The 20844-nt window shown below is 70.9% G+C and carries 17 protein-coding genes; 7 read left to right on the top strand and 10 right to left on the bottom strand.

Annotation, left to right across the window (positions count from 1 at the left end; all coding sequences use genetic code 11):
- Positions 1–184: 184 nt before the first annotated feature.
- Positions 185–655 carry an FHA domain-containing protein gene (locus tag BZB76_RS36415; RefSeq protein ID WP_170180716.1) on the bottom strand — a complete coding sequence of 157 codons (471 nt, stop codon included), beginning with the start codon at positions 653–655 and terminating at the stop codon, positions 185–187.
- On the opposite strand from BZB76_RS36415, the gene BZB76_RS34905 reads away from it, so the two are divergent.
- A complete protein-coding gene (locus BZB76_RS34905; RefSeq protein ID WP_170180715.1) occupies positions 644–1624 on the top strand; it encodes a hypothetical protein in 981 nt (326 codons plus the stop codon). The two genes, BZB76_RS36415 and BZB76_RS34905, sit on opposite strands and share 12 nt — an antisense overlap.
- Here BZB76_RS34905 and BZB76_RS23540 read toward each other — a convergent pair.
- The 5 genes from BZB76_RS23540 to BZB76_RS34285 all read right to left on the bottom strand — a co-directional run bounded on the left by BZB76_RS23540 (position 1528) and on the right by BZB76_RS34285 (position 8378).
- Complete coding sequence (locus BZB76_RS23540) at positions 1528–2247, bottom strand: 4Fe-4S single cluster domain-containing protein (RefSeq protein ID WP_121436576.1); 720 nt, start codon at positions 2245–2247, stop codon at positions 1528–1530. The two genes, BZB76_RS34905 and BZB76_RS23540, sit on opposite strands and share 97 nt — an antisense overlap.
- A complete protein-coding gene (locus BZB76_RS23535) occupies positions 2244–4172 on the bottom strand; it encodes an AAA family ATPase (RefSeq protein ID WP_121436575.1) in 1929 nt (642 codons plus the stop codon). The genes BZB76_RS23540 and BZB76_RS23535 overlap by 4 nt, the downstream gene beginning before the upstream one ends.
- 143 nt (positions 4173–4315) lie before the next feature.
- The gene (locus tag BZB76_RS23530; RefSeq protein ID WP_121436574.1) at positions 4316–5464 is read right to left on the bottom strand and encodes a response regulator receiver protein; all 1149 of its coding nucleotides are present in this window, start codon (positions 5462–5464) and stop codon (positions 4316–4318) included.
- On the bottom strand, positions 5461–7833 hold the full coding sequence (locus BZB76_RS23525) for a serine/threonine-protein kinase (protein WP_246007140.1): 2373 nt from the start codon (positions 7831–7833) through the stop codon (positions 5461–5463). Before BZB76_RS23525 ends, BZB76_RS23530 begins: the two co-directional genes overlap by 4 nt.
- 11 nt (positions 7834–7844) lie before the next feature.
- Entirely contained in the window at positions 7845–8378 is a 534-nt protein-coding gene (locus tag BZB76_RS34285; protein WP_147449507.1) for a DUF4282 domain-containing protein, read from the bottom strand.
- 144 nt (positions 8379–8522) lie between these two features.
- Here BZB76_RS34285 and BZB76_RS23515 point away from each other — a divergent pair, with 144 nt between their 5' ends.
- Positions 8523–9167: a prepilin peptidase gene (locus BZB76_RS23515; protein ID WP_246007139.1), complete on the top strand. Its 645-nt coding sequence runs from the start codon at positions 8523–8525 to the stop codon at positions 9165–9167.
- A gap of 2 nt (positions 9168–9169) precedes the next feature.
- Here BZB76_RS23515 and BZB76_RS23510 read toward each other — a convergent pair whose 3' ends face one another.
- A complete protein-coding gene (locus BZB76_RS23510) occupies positions 9170–10933 on the bottom strand; it encodes an LCP family protein (protein WP_170180714.1) in 1764 nt (587 codons plus the stop codon).
- Positions 10934–11584: 651 nt separating this feature from the next.
- On the opposite strand from BZB76_RS23510, the gene BZB76_RS23505 reads away from it, so the two are divergent.
- The 5 genes from BZB76_RS23505 (at position 11585) to BZB76_RS23485 (ending at position 17371) form a co-directional block, all read left to right on the top strand.
- Positions 11585–12415, top strand: a complete 831-nt coding sequence (locus BZB76_RS23505; protein WP_121436570.1) for a hypothetical protein — start codon at positions 11585–11587, stop codon at positions 12413–12415.
- Positions 12416–12427: 12 nt separating this feature from the next.
- Positions 12428–14443, top strand: coding sequence for a fumarate reductase/succinate dehydrogenase flavoprotein subunit (locus tag BZB76_RS23500; RefSeq protein WP_121436569.1), 2016 nt, complete (start codon positions 12428–12430; stop codon positions 14441–14443).
- Complete coding sequence (locus BZB76_RS23495; RefSeq protein ID WP_121436568.1) at positions 14440–15210, top strand: succinate dehydrogenase/fumarate reductase iron-sulfur subunit; 771 nt, start codon at positions 14440–14442, stop codon at positions 15208–15210. Before BZB76_RS23500 ends, BZB76_RS23495 begins: the two co-directional genes overlap by 4 nt.
- A 373-nt stretch (positions 15211–15583) precedes the next feature.
- Positions 15584–16282, top strand: coding sequence for a Crp/Fnr family transcriptional regulator (locus tag BZB76_RS23490; RefSeq protein WP_121436567.1), 699 nt, complete (start codon positions 15584–15586; stop codon positions 16280–16282).
- A 78-nt stretch (positions 16283–16360) separates the two neighbouring features.
- Complete coding sequence (locus tag BZB76_RS23485; protein WP_121436566.1) at positions 16361–17371, top strand: LysR family transcriptional regulator; 1011 nt, start codon at positions 16361–16363, stop codon at positions 17369–17371.
- Between the two features lie 18 nt (positions 17372–17389).
- Here BZB76_RS23485 and BZB76_RS23480 read toward each other — a convergent pair whose 3' ends face one another.
- The 3 genes from BZB76_RS23480 to BZB76_RS23470 are packed head-to-tail and all read right to left on the bottom strand — an operon-like array spanning position 17390 to position 20843.
- Positions 17390–18136 (bottom strand): arginase family protein, encoded by a 747-nt coding sequence (locus BZB76_RS23480; protein ID WP_121436565.1) that lies wholly within the window; start codon positions 18134–18136, stop codon positions 17390–17392.
- Between the two features lie 23 nt (positions 18137–18159).
- Positions 18160–18912, bottom strand: a complete 753-nt coding sequence (locus BZB76_RS23475) for a succinate dehydrogenase/fumarate reductase iron-sulfur subunit (RefSeq protein ID WP_121436564.1) — start codon at positions 18910–18912, stop codon at positions 18160–18162.
- On the bottom strand, positions 18909–20843 hold the full coding sequence (locus tag BZB76_RS23470) for a fumarate reductase/succinate dehydrogenase flavoprotein subunit (RefSeq protein ID WP_121436563.1): 1935 nt from the start codon (positions 20841–20843) through the stop codon (positions 18909–18911). Before BZB76_RS23470 ends, BZB76_RS23475 begins: the two co-directional genes overlap by 4 nt.
- Position 20844: the final 1 nt, after the last annotated feature.

Genomic DNA, 20844 nt, shown 5'->3' with positions numbered 1-20844 from the left:
ACCAGGCGTTACGGCGGACCGACGTTACGGCCGACCGCGGCGGACCGAACCTTCCGGCCGACCGAGCGCTGTAGGGACGGGGGCCGCCCGGTACCAGGCGGCCCCCGTTCGCTTGTCCGGAGCACGAGAACGGCGGTGGCCCCGAGGGAAGTCCCTCGGGGCCACCGCCGTGCTGACGCGAATGTCAGGTCAGTTGGACCGTGCCCGTCACGTCGGCGGCCAGGCGGAGCTGGTCGCCGTCGCGCAGCGGCGCCTCGACGCCGCGGGGGAGGCGCTCGCCGTTGACGAACGTTCCATTCGTGGAACCCTCGTCACGCACCCACGCCGTCCCGGACGGGTCGAGCCACACCGTCGAGTGGCGCCGTGACACGTTGTCGTACTGCGTGAACGTGGACGCGACCGGGGACTGGCCCGCGTCCCGTCCGATCACCAGATGCTGCCCGACGGAGACCTTCAGTTCGCCGGTGGGGAACATCACCCGCAGGACGGGCGTGCCCTTCTGCGGCAGCGGACGCAGGCACGAGTCGCACTGCGCGGCACCCGGGTGGGACAGCACCGCCTCGCAGTACGGGCACATGAACGCCGTGCTGTCGGGCTGGCGGCCCTGGTTCTGGTCGGGCGGCAGCAGCGTCGCCTCCCGGCCGTGCGGCGGCACCGGCGGCTGCCCGCTGTGCTGGGGACCACCGTGCTGCTGGCCGCCGTGCTGGGGACCGCCGTGCGGCTGGGGCGGGCCGCCGTGCTGCGGCGGCTGGCCGAACTGGTCACCGCCGGGCGGGCCCTGCTGCGGTGCGCCCCACTGGTCCTGCTGTTGTTGCTGCTGCTGTTGCTGCTGCGGTGCGCCCCACTGGTCCTGCGGCGGCGAGTACTGCTGGTCCTGCTGCGGGGAGTACTGGTCCTGCTGCGGAGGGAACTGCTGGTCTTGCGGAGGGAACTGCTGGTCCTGTGGCGGGAACTGCTGGTCGGGCGGCGAATACTGCTGCTGCTGTTGCTGCGGTGCGCCCCACTGGTCCTGCTGCGGTTGCTGCTGCTGGGGCATGCCCCAGGGGTCCGGCGACTGCTGCATCGGAGCCTGGCCGCCGCCCTGCTGCTGCGGCTGCCCGTACGGTGCCTGCCCGTGCTGACCTTGCCCGTGCTGCGGCTGGCCCTGCCCGTACTGGTCGGGGGCCTGCTGCTGGGGCATGGGCGACCCCCAGCCGTCCGGCTGCTGTTGCTGCTGCGGCGGCTGGCCCCATGGGTCGGGCGCCTGCCCGGGCGGGCCCTGCTGCTGGGGCGGCCCCTGGTGCTGCGGGCCCTGCTGCTGGTAGGGGTCGGGCGCCTGCTGGTACGGCTGGCCGCCCGGCTGCCCCGGCGGGGCGCCGTACTGCGGCTGGCCGCCCTGCGGCTGGCCCGGTGGCGGAAAGCCCCGGTGCTGGTCGTCGTACCCGCCCGGGCCCGGCCGCTGGGCGCCGCCCGCACGGGCGAGGTTGGCCCCGCAGCTCATGCAGAGCAGATCGCCCTGCTGGAACGGTTCGTCACAGACAGGACAGTTCAAGGTCGCCATGACACATCCCCCGAGCGCACCCCGGCGCGGTCGAGCCTCGACGTCAGGTGCTCCATGTCACCCCTTCGCGGGATCCCGATGTAGTACACCCGCCTTCCCTCCGGCCCTTCGTCCACGGACACCTGTACTCGGGGCCCTGTTCCTTCTCCAGTCTCCCCGATATCGGCCAGTGCCCCGTACCGCTCGACCCCGAGCGGGGACAGCGGCACGACACGCTGGTTGGCCGACCCCCTCCAGAGTAGAGATCCACTCTGGGAGTGTCGCCCCTCCGGGTTGAGCCGATCAACGTACGGGCCTGCTACCACGGCGTCGCACATGTCCAGGATCTCGCGAGTCGCACCGGTGCGGACGAGCCGAGAGTAGACATATCCGCTGTAGACCAATATGTCCAATGCAATCGTCTCACGGGCGCGGCCCTCCTGCCACGCGCGGATACCCCGCACCAGGGCGGCCAGCGCGGCCGGCTGCTGGAACGGTTCGCCGCCGGAGATGGTGACGCCGTCGACCGGTCCCGGCAGTGACGCCAGCCAGCCGAGAATCGCCTCCACCGGGACGGCCTTGCCCGGATCGGCCTCCCAGGTGTCCCGGGACAGGCAGCCGGGGCAGTGCAGCGTGCAGCCCTGCGTCCAGATGCCCGCGCGGGTTCCGGGGCCGAGTGTGGTCACCGGATAGTGCGCCTTGGCGAGCAGCAGTGTCGCGGACGTCACTGAAGATCCAGATGGACGATGCTGCCCTCGCGTCGCAGACCCGAGACGGTGATCTTCTCGTTGGGCACGAGATCACGGTCGAACAGCGCACGCGCCAGCGGGTTCACGAAGTAGGACTCCAACGCCATGCCGATGCCGCGTCCGCCCTTGTCCAGCTCCTCCGTGCACCATCCGCGCAGCGTCGCCAGCGCCTCGCTCTTCACCGTGAGGACGAGCCGGTGCTCCTCGGTGACGCGCCGGCAGATGTTCGCGAGCTGCAGGTCGAAGATCTTCTGGGCGGCTTCGGCGGAGATGAAGTCGAACACGACGATGTTGTCGCCGAACCGGTTGAGCAGCTCGGGCCGGTTCAGGACTTCGGTGAAGTGGTCGGCGACGGCGCTCTTGATGCGCTGCTCCACCTCGTCGTACGGCATCCCGGGTGTGATGTTCTGCACACGGTCCGGCGACGCGAACGGCGACCCGCCCGTGTGCGCGTCCCGGGTCGTGAGGTCACGGCCCGGAACGTACATCCCGAGGTTCGAGGTGAAGATCAGGATCGACTCGGAGAAGTGGACGGTGTTGCCGCGCCCGTCGGTGAGGCGCCCGTCCTCCAGGATCTGCAGGAACTTGTCCAGGATCCGCGGGTGCGCCTTCTCGATCTCGTCGAACAGCATCACCCGGAACGGGTCCTCCCGGACGGCGTTGGTCAGCTCCCCGCCCGCCTCGTGGCCCACGTATCCGGGCGGCGACCCGATCAGCCGGTCCCCGGAGCCCTCCCCGGAGAACTCGCTCATGTCGAACCGCAGGTAGGCCGACTCGTCACCGAACACCAGCTCGGTGATCGCCTTCGCCAGCTCCGTCTTGCCGGTGCCGGTCGGCCCGGCGAAGAACAGCACGCCGCGCGGGCGGCTCCCCGACCGGGTCGCCTGCGCCCCCGACAGCCCGAGCACCGCCCGTTTGAGAATGTCGAGCGTCTTCGTCACGGCCTGCGGCTGCCCGATCACCCGTTCCGGGACGCGTTTCTCGCCCTCCAGCACCCGCCGCCGCAGATGGCCGCGGCTCCACGGGTTGTCGAGCACGCCGAGCTTGTAGGTGCGGACGGCGTCCGGCAGGTCGGCCAGGTCGACGCTGCGTTCCTTCGCCAGCCGTGTCACCTCGATCATCGACTGGAGGGTCAGCCCGTCGGCCTGCTCGGCGAACGCGTCGCACGCCGCCGCGGCGACCTCGTCCGCCCCCACGTCGGTGACGCCGAACGCGCGGGCCAGCAGCCGCGCCGTCTCCTGCCGGTCGCCGAGATGCGGGCGCGGGATCGTGATCTCCCGGACGTTCTCGTTGTCGGCGGTCAGCCACGGCGGCAGGTCGCCCGGCCGTTCCACCAGCCACACCACCGGGTTGTACAGCGGCTTCGGCCGCGGACCCGTCACCCGGACGGGACGGGCGCTGCGCGACAGCTTCGCGCAGAACCGGAAGAAGTCGCGTTCGCCGGGCTCCAGGTCGGTGGGGGTGCGGGCGATCCGCGACGCCGAGTCGATCACGAACGCGGCGCGGATGTTCTCCTCCGGGCGCGCCACCGCCGACAGATGCCGGGTCAGCGCCTCCAGCGACGGCTTCTCGTCGGCCTTGATCTTGCCGAGCAGCCGCTCCGCCGACCGGGCCGCCTCGTCCCCGTCCTCGGTCCCGGCCTCCGGGTACACCTGGAGACCGTCCACCGGGTCGTACACGACCATGAAGGAGGCGCCGCTGGACCGCAGCGTCTCCCACAGCAGCTCCCGCAGCGGCAGCAGCCGCGCGGGGCCGGTGGCGTCCGACGGGGGCGCGAGGAAACTGTCGTACAGGTTGCCCGACAGGACGTACTGGGAGTGCACGGAGAGGGTCGCGTCCAGTTCACGGATGAACGGCGGCCAACCCAACAGCCGTCCACCGAGAGTCGGCGATTCAATGCTCATACCTGCTCCTCGCGGAGGGGCCGAGGGTGGGAAGGCGACCGGCGGTGCGGGGACGATTCCCCGCCCTCTCCGGTTCGTTCCCGTTCATGCGTCGGCTCCACTCCGCTCCATCCGTCCGATCGGTCGCCCATCCACCAGGCACGTCACTTGTGACGCTCACGGCGGCGCTCGCGTTGCCCCGCGCGTGGCCTAGTCTGCCGTGACTCGGTGGAGACCGGCAGCTCACGGACTCCCGGGTCGAGTCGCCACGACACGTCGGAGCGGATCCCGGCCCGCTCCAGCCGGGTCCGCGCGGCCTCGAACGCCTCGCACCACTCGCGTTCCCGTTCGACGTCGACGCGCCGGTCGTCCTCGCTCTCCGCAGGTCGCTCCCGCACCATCGACGCCCGTACGTGCGCCGCGTCGTCCACCCGCATCCGCACGCTGTGGTCGGGCCAGGCGCCCTTGGTCAACGTCATGGTCCCGTCGTCGGCCGTCAGCGTCTCGAAGCCCGGCTGGACCTCGTATCCGAGGTCCTCGAACGCGGCGGTGATCGAGTCGAGGACGTAGCGACGTTCGGCCTCGGCCTGCTCGGCGGCGTCCCGTTCCGCCGCGCGGCGCCGCTCCTCCTCCCGGCGTTCCGCGGTGCGGCGGTTCGCGTCCCCGATCCGCAGCCGCACCTCCTGCAGGACGCCCTCGGCCTCCTCCGCCGTGCCGACGCCCGCCAGCAGGCGCGCCGCCTCCACGACCGCGTGCCGTTCCTCGTCGGACGCGTCCGGCAGCAGCCGCGCCATGATGCGGGCCAGGGTGCGCCGGGCGTCCTCCGCGGCGCTCTCGTCGTCCTCGGGAGTCGCCGGGGCCTGCGGGGGCTGTGCCGTGTCGGCCTGGAGCGCCTCGGCGGGGAGGGCGAAGACCTGCGCGGTGACCTGGGCGGCCAGATGCTCCGAGAGTTGCCGTTCCGCCTCGTCCAGGAGCCGGTCCGTCGCCTCGCACCATGCGGTCAGCTCCGCGGCGGGGCGCTCGTCCGGCTCCAGCGCCGCAGGGAGCGCCACGTCGGCGCCGAGCCCGTCGCGCGTCTCGGCGAGCGCCGCGATGCGGGCGTTGCGGCGCACCACCTCGCGCAGCGCGCGCTCCTGCGTCTCCACCTCCGCGAGCGCCGCCGCCCGCGCCTCGGCACGTCCCTCGGCGAGCGCGGCCAACGCCTCCGCGCCCCGGCCCGCCACCCCGGCGCCGTGTCCGAGGACACGGTTCATGCCGAGAGTGAGGACCACCGCCATGTCCAGGACGATCTCGGCCTCGACACCACTGCTCACGCTTTTCCTCCGCCGCTTCGAGACTCACGCCACCGGTGCAGCCGCATGCCCGCCATGACGGCGTGCGCGAACGCGGCCGCGGCCATCACCAGCAGCCACAGCAGCGTCCCGAGCGGCATCACCGCGCCCAACAGGAACAGGACGATCAGCAGCGGCAGCGTTCCGGCGAGGAACAGCAGCCCGCAGCCGCCGCGTCCGGTGCGCCGCGCGGCGCCCGTCATCGCCCCCGACGCGCCGGACAGGATCCGGCCGCCCGTCGCGAGCACCTTCGAGAACAACGACCACGGCCCGCCGGGCAGGTAGTCGCCGCCCTGCGTGCGCGCCAGCATGACCTCGCTGCCGATCTGGACGCCCCACGCGAGCACCGACGCCGCGACCAACAGCCCGAGGGACGCGCCGGACGATCGTTGGAACCCGCCGACCGAGCTGGCGCCCGTGTCGTCCACGCCGAACAGGCCGTCCACGATCCAACTGCCGAGCAGCCAGAAGCCCAGCAGCGGCAGCGTCCACAGCACGGCGCGGGTCGTGGCGGCGCTCCGTCCCGCGAGGCGTTGCCGTTCGCGGTCGGCCCACCGGGCGCGCAACGCCTCGTTCTGCCGCTCGGCGGTCAGCCGGTCCCGCGCCCGCGCCTCCGCCTCCAGGACGGCCTCGGGCGCCGCCAGCGACAGCGCGAGCAGCCGCAGCGGATCGTCGCCCGCGCCGTCCGCCATCCAGGTGAACCAGGGCGCGGGCTCGGCGACGGACTCCCGCGCCCGTGCCGCGCCGTCGGCAAGCAGCCGTCCGGTCTGCGCGGGACGTGCCGCGAGCGCCAGGAGCGTCAGCAGGACGACGGGCGGATCACCGGTCTCGGCGTCCGGGAGCCGCGCGTCCAGCGCGGGCGGCGTCGCCTCCTGCGCCCGCAGCCAGCGGGCCAGGTCGTTCCACGCCGTCGCGTAGGCCCGCCACTGATCGTCGACGCGGGCGAGCTCACGGCCGCCGTCGAACCCGGCCAGCACGCGCAGCAGGTCGCGGTCCCAGAGGTCGCGCCCGATCCGGCAGGCGAGATGGTGGTCGGGATGGCGGCGGTCCCCGGCGAGGACGGCGAGGTTCGGCAGATCGTCGGCCGTCATCCGGCGGCCCAGATAGTGCGGGGGAAGGTCCGGGTCGAGCCACCGAACCAGGTGCAGCAGCTTCACGTCGGGCGGGAGGCGGGTGGCGAGTCGGCCGTCCACCAGGTCGTCGCGGCCCTCGCCCGGCACCTCCGCGAGCCAGTCGCGCAGGCTCCGCCACGCCTGCCCCGACTCGCCGCGTTCGAAGAAGTACTGCGCGGCGTGATCCCAGTCGTCGACGAGGGCGCGCGCCAGTTCGTCGCGGCGGGTGAACCGTCGTCCCTGGAACAGGAGCCCGGTGCCAGTCTCCGGCCCGGCGGACTCCTGGGCCACCGGCGGCGAACCGCCGTCCAGCCACTCCCGGACCTCCCGGCCCGTCCACCTTCTGCGCGGGTCGCGGGTCAGCAGCCCCTGGCACAGCAGCCGCAGCCGCGGATCGGGGACGTCGTCCGCGCTCACCGGACGCGTCGCGAGATGGTCGACCACGACCGTCTCGCTCAGCCCCTGGAACGGGGCGCGGCCCGTCGCCATCTCCCGGACGATCATGCCGAGCGACCACCAGTCACGGGCGGGCGACACCTGACCCGACAGCGACTCCGGCGCCGCGTACGCCAGCGTCCGCGACGACGAGGCGAACACCACGCTCTGGTCGAGCACCCGGCTCAACCCGAAGTCGGCGATCACCAGCCGTACCGGGTCGGTGCCCACCACCAGGATGTTCTCCGGTTTGAGGTCGCGGTGGACGATGCCCGCGCCGTGCAGGGCGATCAGCCCGTCCGCGAGTTGCGCCGCGATCTCACCGGCGGTCTCGGCGGGCAGCGGCCCCTCCCGCAGCAGCGCCCGCAGGTTGCCGTCGGGCGCGTACGCGGCGATCTCGTAGTCGCGCCCGTCCGCGTGGCCGGTCTCCAGGATCCGCAGCACATGCGGCGAGTCCAGCGCGGGCAGCTTCGCCCAGACGTCCCGGTCCGCGCTGTAGCCACGGCGGAAGATCTTCGCGACGTACTCGTCGCCGTGCTCGTCCTGGACGAGCAGCAGATCGGACTCGGCACCCTGTACCGGAAGTTCCGCGACCGCCCGGTACCGCTCGGCGAGCGCGCCCGGCAGCCGTACCAGCGGGTCGCCGGACGCCGGCCCGTCCCGCCGCGTCCGCGCCGGCGAACGCTGGTCGGGCACCCGTGTGTCGCGCCGGGTCATGCCCTCGTCCTGCCGCGCGTCCTGCCGCGTGTCCCGTCGCGTGTCCCGCGGTGGGACCCCGCCGCCGGTCCCGTCGAGCTCACCCACCGGATGCCCGCCTAGTCCTTGTCCTTGATGACCCGCAGATACTCACTGATCTTGAACTGGTTGATCACGAACTCCAGGACCAGCCGCGTGAAGAGCACCTGGAGGAGCCACACGAAGGGGGCAGCGAGAAGGGTGATGAGGCCGAACGACGAGCCCTCTTCGAGATAGGCCAGCCCGTACCACGCCATGACCAGGGCGAACAGCGTGATCGGAACCAGCGCAAGCAGGTACACGATCTTCACCAGCTTCGCGGTGATCATGTAGTCGAAGTTCATGTCGAAGAGCGTGCCGAGCATGCCCTTCGTCGCGGGGTGGGGCTGCGGAGGCGCCCACCCCTGCTGCTGCTCCGGCGGCCCGTACGCCGGGCCCGGCGGGCCCGGCGGGCGAGGCCCCGGAACCGGGCCCTGCTGCTGTGGCTGCTGGTGTGGCTGCTGGTGCGGCTGTGGCGGCGGTGGTGGTGGCCCGTAGGAGTCGGTCCTGCCGGACTCCGGCTGACCGGGAACCTGCGGGCGCGGTGGGTGACCGGGGTCCGATGGATGCGTCATCGCCGTCCGTCTCCAGAGTGGGGCCGCCTACAGAGAGACTCTAAGGCCTGTACCCGGCCCCGCGCCGGAAGGAGAGGCCGCTCGATCGCGCGGTATCACGGTGGTCACCGGACGCCCGGAATTCCTCAGGCGGAGGAGGCGTCCGTGCGGTTATCGTCGGGGTCGATGGTCGCGCTGCTGCTGGTGCCCGTGGGCTTCGTCGTCGGTCTGCTGTCGGCGCCTCTGGCGAGGCCGTTCGTGGACGAGGTTCCACGGCGGCGCCGTGCCGCGATGGGGCTGGTCACCGCCGGTGTGTGCACGCTGCTCGGATGGCGGGTCGGGTTGGAGCCCGTGCTGCCCGCGCTCCTCTATCTCGGCGTCGTCGGCACCCTCCTCGGATTCGTCGACGTCCAGGTCAGGCGGTTGCCCGACCGGTTCACGCTGCCGTCCTACGGCGTCGCGGCTGCGCTGCTGGCCGCCGCGGCGCCGTTCGAGGACGACGGGTTCGCGCGGTTCCGGCACGCCCTGCTCGGCATGGCGGTGCTGCTCGCCCTGTACTTCGCGCAGGCGTTGCTCGTGCCGTCCGGGATCGGCCTGGGGGACGTCAAGCTGTCCGGCGTGCTCGGCCTCTACCTAGGGTGGTTCGGGCTGGACGCCTGGGTGCTCGGACTGCTCGCGACCTACCTGCTCGGCGGCCTGACCGCGGTCGCCGTCCTGATCGTCCGGCGGGATCGGAAGGCCGAGTTCCCCTTCGGCCCCTGCATGCTCGCGGGAACGGCCATCGGAGTCCTCGCCTTCGCCACCGGCTGACCTCACTTCTTGCAGGGGTTCTGGCCGCCCTTGACGCCGCCGTTGATCCTGTTGATCGCGGGTGGGGCGAGCCTGACGCCGTTGCGGCCGATGACGAGCCTGACCCCGCCCGCCGGGGCGTCGGGCCTGGCGGTGAGCAGCGCGTCGGGCACGTCCCGGGCCAGCGCCGACGCCTGCGCCTCCGTGGCCGGCGCGAAGACGATACGGCTCTCGGGCACCGCCGCGCCCTTCTCGACCTTCTTCGCGACCTCGTAACCGCGCCGGCGGAGCTGCCGGACGACGCGTTCCACCAGGGCGTCCCGTCCGCCCGCCGCGACGACGGTGACCTTCACCTTGGCGGGAGGCGGCGGCGCCTGCCCGGCCCGGACGGGCTCGACCGGTTCCGCGGGCAGCTCGCTGTCGTTGCGGATCGCCTCGAACAGCGGCCTGGCCAGCTCCTGGTTCCACTGGACGCGATTCGGGTCCGGCGCGTACCGCTCGACGGGGACCGTCACGAACCGCACCTGCCCCGCGCTCATGCCCCTGAGCCCCTCGGCCAGCTTCCGCATCGCCGACAGGTCGAGGTCGTCGTCGGTCGTCACCGACCTGGTCGCGGCCTTGAGGAACTTGTACGTCTTCGGCGGGTCGGTGAGGACCTTCCCGCTGGTCGCCTTGTCGACGACGGCGGCCATGAACTTCTGCTGGCGCTCGATCCGCTCCAGGTCGGACCCGTTTCCGAGCGAATAGCGGGCCCGGACGTAACCGAGGGCCTGGTCGCCCTTCACGGTCTGCTTCCCGGCCTTCAGGTACAGCTCCGCCCGCGGATCGTGCACGGGTTTGTCGACGCAGATCTCGACCCCGCCGAGGGCGTCCACCATCCGCTTGAATCCCGAGAAGTCCACCTGCACGAAATGGTCGATGTGGATGCCGGTGAGCGACTCCAGTGTCTTCCATGTGCAGGTCGGACCCGCGTAGGCGAACGCCGCGTTCAGCATCCCGAACTGCGCTGGAACGGTCCCACCCTTCTCCTTCCTGCAGGCGGGAATCTTCACCATCGAGTCGCGCGGAAAACTGATTCCGACCGCCTGGTCCCGGTTGGGCGACAGGTGCAACAGGATCGCGGTGTCCGACCGTGCCCCCGAAATCTCGGTCCCGCCGTACTTGGCGTTGTCGCCCGCGCGGGTGTCGGAACCGATCAGCAGGATGTTCAGCGATTTGTTCAGCTTTCTCGGCCGGTCGGCGCCGAGCTGGTCGGAGACGTGCTTCTGCTCGATGCCGCCGACCAGGTCGTGGTACAGCCACGCCGCTCCGGCGCCCCCGAGCAGCATCACCACGACCATGCCGAACCCGAGGCGCCGCAACACCTTGCGTCGCCGCCTGTTCGGTCCGCCGGTCCCGTCCGGCGGAGCCTCGTCTTCTGCCTCGGGCGCGTCGTGGCCGCTCGTGTTCTCGCCGCTCTCGGAACGTTCCGCCGGCTTCTCCGAAGAGGCGTGCGCGTCGTCCACCTGGGCGGACGCGGCGGTGTCGTCGCCGTTTTCGCTGTCGTCGCCGTTTTCGGTGTCGGACGGCTGCGAATTCGCGGGGTGCGAAGGCGCCTCTTCTTCGGTCTCCTCCTCTTCGGGAGCGGAGGAGGATTCCGGTGAAGAACCAGGGGTGTCCTGTTGCGGCGCGGAGGCGGAGTCCGCGGTGCGTTCCGGAGGGGTGGAAGGGGGGCTCGGGGCGGCCTTGTCCGCCGCGAGGTCGTCGTCCGCCGCGAGATCATCGCGGCCGGCGTCTTTGTCGCTCATCGGTCCCGTCTCGGCGCGGGCCCTGATCAGGGCGCGTGGTTCGGCGTGTCGTGAGTCTAGAGAGGCGGCGGGATTTCCGGGGGAGCGGTACCTCCACCGAACGCCTTCCGTCCAAGGCGGTCGCGCGGGTCGTGTCGCGGACAGCCGAGATGAAAGATGCTCACTTGTTGGATGCGCGAGCCGCCCGTTTTGTTGACATCGATGCGCACATGGGGGGCGTCCCCGGCCGGGAAGCGAAGTCGAGGCGGGTCGCGGTCGACGCCCCCTCGGCAGGACCGTTCCCGGCCGGGACCGGTCGGGACGGGGAGGGCCATGCCGTAGCGCGCTCGTCTCCATTCCGCTGGGCAATAACAACTGGTTATGGATGGCGGTCGGTGTCGACGGCCTGTTCGGGCGCTAAAGTCTGTGGTCAGACTCACATGCGGGTCTCGCTGTTATGTATGTCACAGCCGCCTTCGGGTGGCGTAAGGTCGCTTCGCTAGAAGCGCACACGAGGCGTCACCGCCCGCATGCGGCCCGGTCTCCGACCGCCGTGTGCGAACCCGGCCGGGGGCGCGGGGCCAACGGCCCAGGCGCGGGGGACACGGCGTCGCATGGTGCGCACACCGCGTGGTACGGGGACACGACGACCCGAGCTCAGGAGAGCGATCGATGAGCACTGTGGAGGCGCCGGCCAGGTCGCGCGCCCAGATCAAGGAACGCACGCTCCGGAAGGACAACTGGCGCCTGTATCCGATCACGACCTTCGTGATCTTCACGGCATGGGTGGTGTACGCGACCGTCCGGGCCTTCTGGGGCTCGGCCTTCTACGTCCCGGAGTTCCACTACCTGACGCCGTTCTACTCGCCGTGTCTGAACGAGATCTGCAACGACGTGACGGTCAACGGGCACACCGGCAGCGCCGCCGAGTTCGGGACGTTCCTGCCGGAGAGCACCCGGGGATGGATCCCCTTCGCGGCGCTCTCGCTGCCGTTCCTGCTGCTGTTCCGGCTGACCTGCTACTACTACCGGAAGGCGTACTACAGGTCGTTCTGGGCGTCGCCGTCCGCGTGCGCCGTCCGGGAGCCGCACGGCAAGTACACCGGCGAGCGGCGCTTCCCGCTGATCGCGCAGAACCTGCACCGCTACTTCTGGCTGGCGGCGGTCCTGATCTCCCTGGTCAACACCTACGACGCGATCCTCGCCTTCCACGGGAAGGACGGCGGGTTCGGCATCGGGCTCGGCACGCTCATCCTGGTCGCGAACGTGGTGCTGCTCTGGCTGTACACCCTGTCGTGCCACTCGTGCCGGCACATCGTCGGCGGACGGTTGAAGAACTTCTCCAAGCACCCGCTGCGGTACCGGATGTGGGGCTGGGTCTCCAAGATCAACGAGCGGCATGGCACCTATGCGCTGATCACCCTCGGCTCGCTGGTGGTCGCCGACCTGTACGTCGCGCTCGTCGCCAGCGAGACCATCTCCGACCTGCGTATCTTCAACTGAGGCCAAGGAATCATGACTGAGATCGAGAGGCACTCGTACGACGTCGTGGTGATCGGCGCCGGTGGCGCCGGGCTGCGCGCGGCGATCGAGGCTCGCCTCCAGGGCAAGAAGACCGCGATCATCTCCAAGTCGCTGTTCGGCAAGGCCCACACGGTGATGGCCGAGGGCGGCGCCGCCGCCGCGATGGGCAACGTCAACGCCAACGACAACTGGAAAGTGCACTTCCGCGACACCATGCGCGGCGGCAAGTTCATGAACAGTTGGCGGATGGCGGAGCTGCACGCCAAGGAGTCCCCGGAGCGGATCTGGGAGCTGGAGCACTGGGGCGCGCTGTTCGACCGCACCAAGGACGGCAAGATCAGCCAGCGCAACTTCGGCGGGCACGAGTATCCCCGGCTCGCCCATGTCGGCGACCGGACGGGCCTGGAGCTGATCCGCACCGCGCAGCAGAAGGTCGTCGCGCTCCAGCAGGAGGACCACGCCAAGCACGGCGACTACGAGGCCCGGCTGAAGGTGTGGGCCGAGACGACCGTGACGCGGCTGCTGAAGGATTCCGACGGAAAGATCTGCGGCGCGTTCGGCTATGTCCGCGAGACCGGGAAGTTCGTCGTGTTCGAGGCGCCCGCCGTCGTGCTCGCCACCGGCGGCATCGGCAAGGCGTTCAAGGTCACGTCCAACTCCTGGGAGTACACCGGGGACGGGCACGCGCTGGCGCTGCTGGCGGGCGGGACGCTGCTGAACATGGAGTTCGTGCAGTTCCACCCGACGGGCATGGTCTGGCCGCCGTCCGTCAAGGGCATCCTCGTCACCGAGTCGGTGCGCGGTGACCGCGGCGTCCTGCGGAACTCCGAGGGCAAGCGGTTCATGTTCGACTACATCCCGGAGGTCTTCAAGGACCAGTACGCGACCACCGAGGAGGAGGGCGACCGCTGGTACGACGACCCCGACAACAACCGGCGTCCCCCCGAACTGCTGCCCCGTGACGAGGTGGCGCGGGCGATCAACGCCGAGGTGAAGGCGGGACGCGGATCGCCGCACGGCGGGGTGTTCCTCACCGTCGTCGACCGGATGCCGGGCGGCGCCGCCGAGATCGTCCGGCGGCTGCCGTCGATGTACCACCAGTTCAAGGAGCTGGCGGACGTCGACATCACCAAGGAGGCCATGGAGGTCGGCCCGACCTGCCACTACGTCATGGGCGGCGTGGAGGTCGACCCCGACACCGCCGCGGCCCGCGTGCCGGGCCTGTTCGCGGCGGGCGAGGTGTCCGGCGGCATGCACGGGTCGAACCGGCTCGGCGGCAACTCCCTGTCGGACCTGCTGGTGTTCGGACGGCGGGCCGGGCTCGGCGCGTCGCAGTACGTGGACGGCCTGACCGCGCGTCCCACCGTCCCGGACACGGAGATCGAGGCGGCGACGGCCGAGGCGATGGCGCCGTTCGAGCGCAAGGACGGCGAGAACCCCTACACCGTCCACGCCGAACTGCAGCAGACCATGAACGACCTGGTCGGCATCATCCGCAAGGAAGAGGAGCTGGAGCGGGCGCTGGCGGCGCTCGGCAAGCTCCGCGAGCGGGTCGCGAAGGTGAGCGTCGAGCCGGTCGCGGTCGGCGACGGACGCGGCTACCACCCGGGCTGGCATCTCGCGCTCGACCTGCGCAACATGCTGCTGGTGTCGGAGGCGGTCGCGAAGGCGGCGCTGGAGCGCCAGGAGAGCCGCGGTGGCCACACCCGCGACGACTACCCGCAGATGTCCGCGGAGTGGCGCAAGGTCAACCTGGTGTGCTCGCTGGCGGGCGACCCGTCGTCCCCGCACGTCGAGCTGAAGCGGCAGCCGATGACGCCGATGCGCGACGACCTGCTCGAACTGTTCGAGAACGACGAGCTGAAGAAGTACCTAACCGCCGAGGAACTGCCCGCCGGGCTGGCCGAGGACGTCAAGGCCGACGTCAAGGCCGACGACAAGGCCGACGACAAGGCCGCGGGCGAGGCCGGGGATGCCGCCGACGAGAGCGAGGAGGACGGCCGATGAGCTACAAGGCCAAGTTCAAGGTCTGGCGCGGCGACGACGGCGACGGTGAACTCGTCGACTACACCGTCGAGGTGAACGAGGGCGAGGTCGTCCTCGACATCATCCACCGGTTGCAGGCGACACAGGCGCCCGACCTCGCCGTCCGGTGGAACTGTAAGGCGGGCAAGTGCGGCTCGTGTTCCGCGGAGATCAACGGCATGCCGCGGCTGCTGTGCATGACCCGGATGTCGACGTTCGCGCCGGACGAGACGGTCACGGTCACGCCGGTCCGCACGTTCCCGGTCATCCGCGACCTCGTGACGGACGTGTCGTACAACTACGAGAAGGCGCGGCAGATCCCGTCGTTCGACCCGGGGGACGTCAAGCCCGGTGACCTGCGCATGCAGCAGGTGGACGTGGAGCGCTCGCAGGAGTTCCGCAAGTGCATCGAGTGCTTCCTGTGCCAAAACGTCTGCCATGTCATTCGTGACCACGAGGAGAACAAGCCGGAGTTCTCCGGCCCGCGTTTCCTGATGCGGATCGGTGAGTTGGAGATGCACCCGGCCGATGTGGCGGACCGGCGCGAGATCGCCGCGAAGGACCACGGGCTCGGGTTCTGCAACATCACCAAGTGCTGCACCGAGGTCTGCCCCGAGCACATCAAGATCACCGACAATGCGCTGATCCCGATGAAGGAGCGGGTCGTCGGCCGCAAGTACGACCCGGTGGTGTGGCTCGGCAGCAAGCTCGGCATCGTCAAGAAGGGCCAGGACACCCCGTCCGCGTGACCGGGTCCGGCCGGTGCGGTTCTGGTCGGCCGGTTCTGGCCGATGCCTCTCGCGAGCGTCCCCCACCGCCCCGCACGGCGGGGGACGACCGCGTTTCCGCCTTGGGAACGAACGCTCTGGCTTGCGGCGCTCCCGTACCGCGGCGGGCGGCGCGCCCCCGGGCCGCCGCCCACCGGTCCGCCGTTCCCCATGAACGCCGCAGGAACGCCGTGACGCCGGACGGGACGCCGGGTGGCCTCCCGGCCGTGCACGCCGTGAGTCACTCTTGCGCACCCCCGTCCGTCCCACTAGGGATTAGTGCACACAACGCGTGACTCAACCGTGATTGTTTTCCGGGACCACGGGACGGGCAGGTCCCTTTAGCGTGGTGGGCATGAGCGCCCTCGAACCGGGCTCGTTTCTCGCCGATCTCACCCGGGCGGAACGCGAGGATCTGGAGTCACGCGGCCGTGTCCGCGCCTTCGACCGGGGGGCCACGCTCTTCGTCGAGGGGGAGGACCCGGGTTGGGTCGCCGTCCTGTTAAAGGGCAGGGTGAAGGCGTTCTCCTACCGTGAGCAGGGCGGCGAGGCGCTGCTCGCGGTCCGCGGGCCGGGCGCGTTGCTCGGCGAGGTGGCCGCGATCGACGGGCTGCCGCGGTCGGCGTCGGTGGCCGCGCTGGAACCGGTGCGGGCGCTCGCCGTCACCGCCGACGAGTTCATGGCGTTCCTCCAGGCCCACGGCCGCGTCTCCATCGTCATCATGCGGATGCTGTGCCAGCGCTGGCGCGACGCCGACCGCAAACGCGCCGAGTTCGGCATGTTCGACGCGACCGGACGTGTCGCGCAGCGCCTCGTCGAGCTGGCGGAACGGTTCGGTGTTCCGTACGAGCGGCGGTCGGGTCCGGGGGCGGGCGGCCAGAGCGTCCGCATCACGTTGAACCTGTCGCAGGACGAGCTGGCGGGCTGGGTCGGGGCGTCCCGGGAGGCGGTCAGCAAGGCGCTGCGCACGCTGCGGGCGCACGGCTGGATCGAGACGGGCCGGCGGCGCCTGATCGTGCACGACCTGCAGGCCCTCCGCCGCCACGCCCGCTGACCCGGTCCCGCCCGAACGGCCTGCTCAACCGGCGGGCGAGTGCTCGGCCCGGCCCGAAGGCCCCGTACTCTGTGCTGGATGCAGTTGCAGCAGCTCGCCTACTTCGTCGCGGTCGCGGAGGTGCGCCACTTCACGCAGGCCGCCGAGCTTCTGCGGGTGGCGCAGCCGTCGCTGTCCAAGCAGATCCGCGCGCTGGAGACCGAGCTGAACGTCTCGCTGTTCAGCCGCGCCCGCGGCAACATCACCCTGACGCCCGCCGGTGAGGCGCTGCTGCCGCTGGCGAAACGCATCCTGGCCGATGTCGACACCGCCCGCCTGGAAGTGCAGGAACTGGTCGGGTTGAAGCGGGGGCGGGTGCGGCTCGGCGCCACACCGTCCCTGTGCGCGGGCCTGCTGGCGGACGTGCTGCGCCGCTTCCACGACGCCTACCCGGGAATCCAGCTCATCGTCGAGGAGGGCGGGTCGCGTGACCTCGTCCGCGAGCTGACCCGGGGCTCCCTCGACATGGCGCTGGTCATCCTCCCGCTGCACGGCGACCCGCCCCTGGACACGATTCCGATCCTCCGCGAGAACCTGGTGGTGGCCTCGCCGGCGGGCCCGGAGCAGGGCGCGCCGGAGCGGTCCCTTCAGGCCGCGAAGGCGGCGCAGCTTCCGCGACGCCCGTACCTGCGCATCGAGGATCTCCGGAACCGTCCGCTGGTGATGTTCCGTCCCGGATACGACCTGCGGGAGGCGACGATCGGCGCGTGCCGGGCGGCCGGGTTCGAGCCCAGGTTCGCGGTGGAGGGCGGCGAGATGGACGCCGTGCTGCGGTTCGTCGAGGTCGGGCTCGGTGTCGCGGTCGTGCCGAGCATGGTCCTCGCCGGACGGCCCGGCCTGCGCGGGACGCCGCTCGTCCTGCCGGACGAGGAGGCGCGGCGCGGTCGCCACGGCCCGGGACTGCTCCGGACGGTCGCGCTCGCCCACCGCAAGGACGTCGAGCTCACCCACGCGGCCCGCGCCTTCCAGGACACCCTGCAGACGTTCCTCGTGGAGGCCGGTCTGGCGGGCAGCCTCCCCGCCGGCGTCGAGACCCTCGTCCACGGCTGACGGGGATCGGCCCCCTCGTCAGGCGGGCAGGAGATCCTTGAGGATGCGGCCCCGAATGGCGTTGTCGTCGCCTTCGGGCGGGTGCCAGGGGCAGGCGAGGTCCAGGGCGGCGACGCGTCCGGTGTCCATGATGCGGCGCGCGGACGCGAGCACCGACTCGGCGGAGGGGCCGTCGCCGACGGGGAACTTCATGCCGGGCAGGTCGCCGTCGTCGATGACGTCCAGGTCGATGTGCAGGAGGAGCGGTCCTTCGGGCAGGACGACGTCGTCCACGCCGCAGCGCCTGATCTTCGACGTCGCGAGGTACTCGGTCTCGCCCGGGTCGAGGTCGCGGGCGTCGACGAGGACGGCGCGTTCCTCGGGGAGCGGGCGCAGCCCCAGCCGGTCCACGAGCAGTTCGGTGTCGGTGCCGAGGATCTGCCGGAGCGGCATCCCGCCGATGTAGCCGGAGGTGGAACTCGCCACCGAGTGGACGTCCCCGTGGGCGTCGTACCAGATGATGGACGGTTCGAGCCCGGCCCGCTGCATCCCCGCGAGGACCGCCTCGGCGATGAGACAGTCACCGGACACGACCGACGGGACGGTCCCGCCGCCGAGCTGGTCCGCGACCTCGGCGGCGACCGGCTCGTACAGCGCGGCGAGACGCGTCCACACGTCGCCGTCCGGCAGGTCCCGGGTGATCGTGACGATGTCGTCGCCGGGCAGGGGGAAGGACGAGTCGGGCAGCCTTTCGTCCTGGTGGTACGGAACCAACGTGATCGTCATACGACCACAGTAGAAGATCGCGGTCAGCGGTTGCGGCCGCCCGCGGTGGCCTTCAGGTAGTCGTGGTTGAGCCGCCCGATGACGTCGAGGGGGATGCCCTTGGGGCAGGCGACGGTGCACTCGCCGGTGTTGGTGCAGCCGCCGAAGCCCTCCTCGTCATGGGTGTCCAGCATGGACACGACGCGGTCCCAGCGTTCCGGCTGACCCTGCGGCATCAGCCCGAGGTGGGTGATCTTGGCGCCGAGGAACAGGGCGGCGGAGCCGTTCGGGCAGGCCGCGACGCAGGCGCCGCAGCCGATGCACTCGGCGGCCTCGAACGCCTGGTCGGCGTCCGGCTTCGGGACCGGTGTCGCGTGCGCCTCGGGCGCGGTGCCGGTCGGGGCGGTGATGAAGCCGCCCGACTGGATGATCCGGTCGAACGCCGAACGGTCGACGACGAGGTCCTTCACCACCGGGAACGCCGACGCGCGCCACGGTTCGACGTCGATGACCTCGCCGTCCTTGAACTTGCGCATGTGCAGCTGGCAGGTGGTGGTGTTGCGTTCGGGGCCGTGCGGGGTGCCGTTGATGACCAGGGAGCACATGCCGCAGATGCCCTCGCGGCAGTCGTGGTCGAACGCCACCGGCTCCTCACCGGACGCGATGAGCTTCTCGTTGAGGACGTCCAGCATCTCCAGGAAGGAGGCGTCGGGGGAGACGTCGTCGAGTTCGTACTCGACCATCCGGCCCTTGTCCGCCGGGTTGCTCTGGCGCCAGACGCGCAGGGTGAGCTTCACTTGTACGACCTCTGAGTCGGCTTGACGTATTCGAAGTTGAGGGCCTCTTTGTGGAGGACGGGCCGCGCGCCTTCCCCGGCCCACTCCCAGGCGGCGACGTAGGAGAAGGCGTCGTCGTCGCGCTTGGCCTCGCCGTCCTCGTCCTGGCTCTCGGCGCGGAAGTGGCCGCCGCAGGACTCGGTGCGGTGCAGCGCGTCGACGACCATCAGCTCGGCCAGCTCGAAGAAGTCGGCGACGCGGCCGGCCTTCTCCAGTTGCTGGTTCAGCTCCTCGCCCTTGCCGGTGACCTTGACGCGTTCCCAGAACTCGGCGCGCAGGGCCGGGATGAGGTCGAGCGCCTTGCGCAGGCCCTCCTCGGTGCGCTCCATGCCGCAGTACTCCCACATGATGTGGCCGAGTTCGCGGTGGAACGAGTCGACGGAACGGTCGCCGTCCACCGACAGGAGCTTGTCGATGCGCGTCCGGACCCTCTCCTCCGCCTCGGTGACGGCCTTGTCGGCGACCGGGGGGAAGTTGTTGCGGGCGATGTAGTCGTTGATGGTGTTCGGCAGGACGAAGTAGCCGTCCGCGAGGCCCTGCATCAGCGCGGACGCGCCGAGCCGGTTCGCGCCGTGGTCGGAGAAGTTCGCCTCGCCGATGACGAACAGCCCCGGGATGGTGGACTCCAGGTCGTAGTCCACCCACAGCCCGCCCATCGTGTAGTGGACGGCCGGGTAGATGCGCATCGGCGTCTCGTACGGGTTCTCGCCGGTGATGCGCTCGTACATCTCGAAGAGGTTGCCGTACTTGGCCTCGACCTTGTCGCGGCCGAGCCGCTCGATCGCGTCGGCGAAGTCGAGGTAGACGCCGAGACCGCCGGGGCCGACGCCGCGTCCCTCGTCGCACACGTTCTTCGCGGCGCGGGACGCGATGTCACGCGGGACGAGGTTGCCGAACGACGGGTAGATGCGCTCCAGGTAGTAGTCGCGCTCGTCCTCGGGGATGTCGCCGGGCGCGCGGGTGTCGCCGCGCTCCTTCGGCACCCACACACGGCCGTCGTTGCGCAGCGACTCCGACATGAGGGTCAGCTTGGACTGGTGGTCGCCGCTGACCGGGATGCACGTCGGGTGGATCTGCGTGTAGCACGGGTTGGCGAACAGGGCGCCGTGCCGGTGGGCGCGCCACGACGCGGTGACGTTCGAGCCCATCGCGTTCGTGGACAGGAAGTACACGTTGCCGTAGCCGCCGGACGCCAGTACCACCGCGTCGGCGGTGTGGTGCCCGATCTCGCCGGTGATGAGGTTGCGGACGACGACGCCGCGGGCCCGCCCGTCCTCCATGATGAGGTCGAGCATCTCGTGCCGCGGGTGCAGCTCCACGTTCCCGGCCTCGACCTGCCGCATCAGGGCCTGGTAGGCGCCGAGGAGGAGCTGCTGGCCGGTCTGCCCGCGGGCGTAGAAGGTGCGGGAGACCTGCGTCCCGCCGAACGAGCGGTTGTCGAGCAGGCCGCCGTACTCGCGGGCGAACGGGACGCCCTGCGCGACGCACTGGTCGATGATGTTCCGGGAGATGTCGGCCAGCCGGTACACGTTCGACTCGCGGGATCGGAAGTCGCCGCCCTTGACCGTCTCGTAGAACAGCCGGTACACGCTGTCGCCGTCGTTGCGGTAGTTCTTGGCGGCGTTGATGCCGCCCTGCGCGGCGATCGAGTGGGCGCGGCGCGGGGAGTCCTGGAAGCAGAACTGGACGACCTGGTAGCCGGCCTCGGCGAGGGTCGCGCCGGCGGACCCGCCCGCCAGCCCCGTGCCGATGATGATGATCTTCTTCTTGCGCTTGTTGGCCGGGTTGACCTGCTTGGCCTCGAACCTGCGGGTCGTCCAGCGCTCCTCGATGGGACCGGCCGGCGCCTTGGTGTCGGCGATCGGCTCGCCGGTCGTGTAGAAGTCGTCCATG

The organism is Actinomadura pelletieri DSM 43383, assembly GCF_003634705.1.
In the GTDB taxonomy this organism is placed as follows: Bacteria; Actinomycetota; Actinomycetes; order Streptosporangiales; family Streptosporangiaceae; genus Spirillospora; species Spirillospora pelletieri.
Note: the sequence above shows the minus strand (reverse complement) of the source record. Positions and strands in the feature narration are given on the sequence as shown.

Excerpts from the sequence above, each read along its gene's own strand:
- BZB76_RS23480 (WP_121436565.1), bottom strand. The coding sequence starts at position 18,136 with ATGACGATCACGTTGGTTCCGTACCACCAGGACGAAAGGCTGCCCGAC.
- BZB76_RS23535 (WP_121436575.1), bottom strand. The coding sequence starts at position 4,172 with ATGAGCATTGAATCGCCGACTCTCGGTGGACGGCTGTTGGGTTGGCCG.
- BZB76_RS23490 (WP_121436567.1), top strand. The coding sequence starts at position 15,584 with ATGAGCGCCCTCGAACCGGGCTCGTTTCTCGCCGATCTCACCCGGGCG.
- BZB76_RS34285 (WP_147449507.1), bottom strand. The coding sequence starts at position 8,378 with ATGACGCATCCATCGGACCCCGGTCACCCACCGCGCCCGCAGGTTCCC.
- BZB76_RS23500 (WP_121436569.1), top strand. The coding sequence starts at position 12,428 with ATGACTGAGATCGAGAGGCACTCGTACGACGTCGTGGTGATCGGCGCC.
- BZB76_RS23485 (WP_121436566.1), top strand. The coding sequence starts at position 16,361 with ATGCAGTTGCAGCAGCTCGCCTACTTCGTCGCGGTCGCGGAGGTGCGC.
- BZB76_RS23505 (WP_121436570.1), top strand. The coding sequence starts at position 11,585 with ATGAGCACTGTGGAGGCGCCGGCCAGGTCGCGCGCCCAGATCAAGGAA.
- BZB76_RS23495 (WP_121436568.1), top strand. The coding sequence starts at position 14,440 with ATGAGCTACAAGGCCAAGTTCAAGGTCTGGCGCGGCGACGACGGCGAC.
- BZB76_RS23510 (WP_170180714.1), bottom strand. The coding sequence starts at position 10,933 with ATGAGCGACAAAGACGCCGGCCGCGATGATCTCGCGGCGGACGACGAC.
- BZB76_RS23470 (WP_121436563.1), bottom strand. The coding sequence starts at position 20,843 with ATGGACGACTTCTACACGACCGGCGAGCCGATCGCCGACACCAAGGCG.